The organism is Burkholderia sp. BCC0405, from assembly GCF_902833075.1.
GTDB lineage: Bacteria > Pseudomonadota > Gammaproteobacteria > Burkholderiales > Burkholderiaceae > Burkholderia.
The window spans coordinates 1-319 of sequence record NZ_CADFEO010000082.1 but is presented as its reverse complement, the minus strand read 5'-3'; the positions used below and the strand labels follow the sequence as shown (position 1 = coordinate 319).

The following is a 319-nucleotide window of genomic DNA, read 5'->3' as shown; positions in this document are numbered from 1 at the left end:
ATCCTCAAGACCGGCGCGGCTTACGTGCCGCTCGATTCCGCCTATCCCGACGAGCGCCTGCGCTTCCTCATCGACGACAGCGCAATGATCGCCCTCGTCGGCACGCGCGACGAGCTTGAACGCCTGCCGCGTGCCGATGAGCTGCCGCGTTGCGCGATCGGCCTCGACGATGTCGCCGACGAGCGCGCCCGCGCGGCCCCGCCTCGCGCCGTCTGCGCCGCGCAAGCCGCCTATGTGATCTACACGTCCGGCTCCACCGGCACGCCCAAGGGCTGCATCGTCACTCACGCGAACGTGCTGCGCCTGTTCGACGTCACCC

Annotated in this window: 1 protein-coding gene; it reads left to right on the top strand. The window is 69.9% G+C overall.

Going from position 1 to position 319, the window contains the following annotated elements:
* Positions 1–319, top strand: a 319-nt coding sequence (locus HWX36_RS36790; RefSeq protein ID WP_175958588.1) for an AMP-binding protein, incomplete at both ends; no start/stop codon positions are given.